This window comes from Finegoldia sp. P3-F-LR, from assembly GCF_052932165.1.
In genome coordinates, this window is the sequence record NZ_JBRFJE010000038.1 from 1 (window position 1) to 4354 (window position 4354).

4 protein-coding genes and 1 rRNA gene are annotated in these 4354 nt (G+C 33.9%); 3 read left to right on the top strand and 2 right to left on the bottom strand.

Features of this window, described 5'->3' with window-relative positions:
* Positions 1-3 precede the first annotated feature (3 nt).
* Positions 4-120, top strand: a 5S ribosomal RNA gene (gene rrf, locus ACU68U_RS09130).
* 1026 nt (positions 121-1146) lie between these two features.
* Here rrf and ACU68U_RS09135 read toward each other — a convergent pair.
* The gene (locus ACU68U_RS09135) at positions 1147-1752 is read right to left on the bottom strand and encodes a hypothetical protein (RefSeq protein WP_446763190.1); all 606 of its coding nucleotides are present in this window, start codon (positions 1750-1752) and stop codon (positions 1147-1149) included.
* Between the two features lie 215 nt (positions 1753-1967).
* On the opposite strand from ACU68U_RS09135, the gene ACU68U_RS09140 reads away from it, so the two are divergent.
* Positions 1968-3896 carry an OPT family oligopeptide transporter gene (locus ACU68U_RS09140; RefSeq protein WP_446763191.1) on the top strand — a complete coding sequence of 643 codons (1929 nt, stop codon included), beginning with the start codon at positions 1968-1970 and terminating at the stop codon, positions 3894-3896.
* Positions 3883-4227, top strand: a complete 345-nt coding sequence (locus ACU68U_RS09145; RefSeq protein WP_002835276.1) for a PqqD family protein — start codon at positions 3883-3885, stop codon at positions 4225-4227. Before ACU68U_RS09140 ends, ACU68U_RS09145 begins: the two co-directional genes overlap by 14 nt.
* 40 nt (positions 4228-4267) lie before the next feature.
* Here the strand turns inward: ACU68U_RS09145 and ACU68U_RS09150 are convergent, their stop codons facing one another.
* A complete protein-coding gene (locus tag ACU68U_RS09150) occupies positions 4268-4348 on the bottom strand; it encodes an IS3 family transposase (protein ID WP_414731760.1) in 81 nt (26 codons plus the stop codon).
* Between the last annotated feature and the right edge of the window lie 6 nt (positions 4349-4354).

Below are 4354 nucleotides of genomic sequence, written 5' to 3' on the forward strand. Positions count from 1 at the left end.
AAGTATGGTGATAAAAGCAAGAGGGATACACCTGTACCCATGCCGAACACAGAAGTTAAGCCTCTTAACGCCGATGGTACTACGATGGAAACGTCGTGGGAGAGTAGGTAGTCGCCAAACAATTAAGATCTAGTGATGACAATGTCCGCTAGATCTTTTTTATTTTAACCAAAGAACCTACGAGCCCACTTATGGGAGAGCTAGACGGGAAATTTAATAATTTCATTCGCTCAGCCTCACTTCAGAAATCTTCTTTCAAGAAGAAAAAATGAAGATTTCATCGTTCGAAGCGTCGCTCATGAAAAACATTAAATTTCTGGATTATAAATGATGTTGCAACCAGTTGCCACGAATCTTTGATTCGTAGAAACTGGCGGCACGTAGGTAGTCGCCAAACAATTAAGATCTAGTGATGACAATGTCCGCTAGGTCTTTTTTTTATGCATTCTTTTAGTTAGAATAAGATAGAAAATGGTGTAAATATTTCGCAAGACCACAGCTGCAGGATAAACATAGGTTATACTAGAAGCAAACATCTTGCACGAATATCTGGACTACGAAAATAAATAAATTCTAAGCTTGTGAATCTAAAATTGTGAACTCGTGCTACGCACTCAAACAGCACAATTTTTTAACGGTTCCCTTCGCTTGAATTTATACTTATTTTCTCCGTATGATATTCTTAGCTTCGATTGTTTGCTTTAAGGTTTCGCTTAATATTGGGAATTGCAGGACAATGGCAAAAAAATGGTTCAGAGGATTCGCTAGATGACAGTTGCAAGACACACAATGGTAAGAACTATAGCAAACATCTCGCACGAATATCTAGACTACGAAAATAAATAAATTCTAAGCTTGTGAACCTAAAATTGTGAACTCGTGCTATGCACTCAAACAGCACAATTTTTTGACGGTTCACTTCGCTTGAATTTATGTTTATTTTCTCCGTATGATATTCTTAGCTTCGATCGTTTGCTCAAAGGTTTCGTGATGTTGGGATTTGCTAGACCGAGATAAAAAACTATTCAATAAAATAATTAGACTAAAAGAGATAAAAAACTATTCAATAAAATCATTAGACTAAAAAAACAAGGGTGTAAGAGGGCAAAATGATAGCCACTAGGTTATCTAGTGGCTAGGTGTTTACTATTTTGCTTTGATTACAAGTTGTTGGTTTGGTCTTTGTAATTTTGCGTTTATGTCTTGTGGTAGGTCGATTTTTGCTTCTTTTCCTGCAGATTCTAAGTTTACTAAGTATTTGATTACATCGTGTTCTTCTTGTTCTTCAACTTGTGCTGCTTTTCCGTTTACGTTAATTTTTGGTGCTTGTAAGTTCAAGATTGTTTTTGCTTTTTCTGATGATTTTAAGTCTTCTGGAATTTGTACGATGAAGTTTAATGTTTTAGGCATTTGTGCTACTTCAAGTGTTGTTTCTTGTGCTAATTCTTGATCATCAGTTGTTAATTTGTAAGCAATTGTGTTTGCTAATACTTTTTGCAATTGTTCGTTGCTCATTTCTGCTGTTAGGTCATTTACTAATACTTTTGAGCTGTAACCTTGTTCTTGTTCTTGAATTTTTGCGTTTAATTCTTTGATTTTGTTGTTAGCATCGTTTAAGTTTTCAAGTGCAAATTTCTTATCTGTTTCTACTTCTTTTAATTTGCTTTCTAATTCTGATCCTTTTTGGTTAGAGCATGATGCTAATACAACCATTGATAATACTAATAATAGTGTTAAAAATTTCTTTTTCATAATTTCCTCCAATTAATTTATTCCAACTCTTTTATTATACTATTAATTTGAGAAAATTCAAACAATTTTACTATAAAAGTTCAGATTTTTATTTTTAAACTTCTAAATAATTATGTCTGAATTTAAGTGTAAAGCAGTAAATATTATTGACAAAATAAATTCAATTTGGTATAATGTAATGGTAAATTTATATATATAAAAAGGAGGGTATATTTATGAGTAACAATAATAATGACTTTAAGCCTTTTATTTCGGCCGATAAGGTCTTGCCAGAGCTTACACCATTCTCTATTATTTTCGGTATTATCATGGCAATCGTATTTGGTGGAGCTAATGCATATTTAGGTCTTAGAGTTGGCTTGACAGTATCTGCGTCAATTCCTGCTGCAGTTATTTCAATGGGAGTTATCAGATTGATTTTCAAGAGGGATTCTATTTTGGAAAACAACATCGTTCAAACTATAGGATCCGCAGGGGAATCAGTTGCCGCTGGTGCTATCTTTACAATGCCTGCATTATTTATTTGGATGAAGGAATGGAATGAACCAGCTCCATCATTAATTGAAATAGGGGTTATTACTCTTATTGGTGGTTTACTTGGGGTTTTATTCATGGTTCCATTGAGAAATGCTTTGATAGTTAAGGAACATGGGGTTATTCCATATCCAGAAGGAACTGCTTGTGCAGAAGTTTTATTAGCAGGCGAAGAAGGTGGATCCAAGGCTAAGCTTGTATTTAAGGGTTTAGGTTTGGCTGCTGTATACAAATTCTTTGCTGATGGTTTGAAGATTTTCCCATCTTCATTATCAAAAGAAATTACAGTTAAATCTTTCTCAGGTGCTGGTATTGGTATCGACCCACTTCCATCTTTGGTAGGTGTTGGTTATATTTGTGGTCCTAAGATTTCTGGATATATGCTAAGTGGTGCAACTTTAGGTTGGTTAGTTATTATGCCACTTATGAAATTATTCGGTGGAGACAACATAATCGGTGCTGCAGATAAGGCTATTTCTGCTATGACTGTAAAAGATATTTGGGGTACTTATTTAAGATATATCGGAGCTGGTGCTGTAGCTACTGGTGGTATTATATCTTTAATCAAATCATTACCACTTATTATCAGAACTTTCAGAGATGCTATGAAAGACTACAAATCACAAGGTTTGGGTACAGATTCAGTTCTTCGTACTGAAAAAGATTTGAGTATGAAATTCATCGGAATCGCTATTTTAGCTATCGCAATTGTAATGGCTATTTTACCAATTATTCCAGTTGGACCTATTGGCTCAATTATTATCGTTGTATTTGGTTTCTTCTTTGCAACTGTATCATCTCGTTTGGTTGGTCTTATTGGATCTTCTAACAACCCAGTTTCTGGTATGACTATCGCTGCCTTATTGATTACTTCAATATTAATCAAAGCTATGGGAAATACTGGTCACGATGGTATGATGATGGCAATTTCAATTGGTACTGTAATTTGTGTTATCGCTGCTATTTCAGGTGATACTTCACAAGACTTAAAGACTGGTTTCTTGGTTGGAGCTACTCCATATAAACAACAAATCGGTGAATTAATCGGTGTTGCTGTATCTGCACTTGTAATCGGAGCTATTTTATGGTTATTAGATTCATCTTGGGGATATGGTTCAGAAGAACTTCCTGCACCACAAGGTATGTTGATGAAACTTATAATCGAAGGTGTAATGGGTGGATCGCTTCCTTGGGGATTAGTTTTCGCAGGAGCATTCATTGCAGTTGTTGTTGAAATTTTAGGAATTCCAGTATTACCATTTGCAGTAGGTTTGTATTTACCAATCAATACTTCTACAGCTATCATGACTGGTGGTTTAATCAGATTATTTGTTGACAAGAGAAAAGTTAAAAACGAAGAATTAAGAAAAGAACAAGAAGAAAATGGTGTATTGTTCACATCTGGATTTATCGCAGGTGAAGGTGTTGTAGGTATTTTACTTGCTGCATTTGCAATAATCAAAATTGGCGACAAAACATTAGCAGATGTTCTTGATTTATCTTCTAAGTTTAACATTGGTACAATTGGATCAATTATAGTATTCTTATTGTTATTAGCAGTTCTAGTTAGAACTTGTATTAAAAACGTAAATACTAATGAAGCGAAATAAAAATTTTCTAGAATTTATTCCTGAGGTCAACGAAAAAATAGAGTTTTATGAGAAAAATGATCTAGTGTACTTGAAAAAGAAACACAATCATATTTTTGATAAGATTGCTCAAAAGATGTTCTTTACGCCAAAAGAATCCAACATCAAGCTTGAAGGTTATGGCAGTGATGTTTTCAGAATGATTGATGGCAAAGCAAACATCATAGAGATTGGGAATAAATTAAAAGAACAATACGGAGATGAGGTAGAACCTCTATACGAGAGACTATCTCAATTCATACAAATTTTATACAACAATGATATTGTTAAACTCAAAAAGAAGTCTGAATAAGTGACCTGAACCCGTAAACACGGAATAATTTAATAATATTTTAAGCGGAATGTAATCTGTACATAACAGGGGACATTCCGTTTAATTTTGTTTTAATTCTATCTTCATTGTACCATCTAATATATTT

Bases quoted from the DNA above. Each gene is read 5' to 3' on its own strand.
- ACU68U_RS09135 (WP_446763190.1), bottom strand. From the start codon at position 1,752: ATGAAAAAGAAATTTTTAACACTATTATTAGTATTATCAATGGTTGTA.
- ACU68U_RS09140 (WP_446763191.1), top strand. From the start codon at position 1,968: ATGAGTAACAATAATAATGACTTTAAGCCTTTTATTTCGGCCGATAAG.
- ACU68U_RS09145 (WP_002835276.1), top strand. From the start codon at position 3,883: ATGAAGCGAAATAAAAATTTTCTAGAATTTATTCCTGAGGTCAACGAA.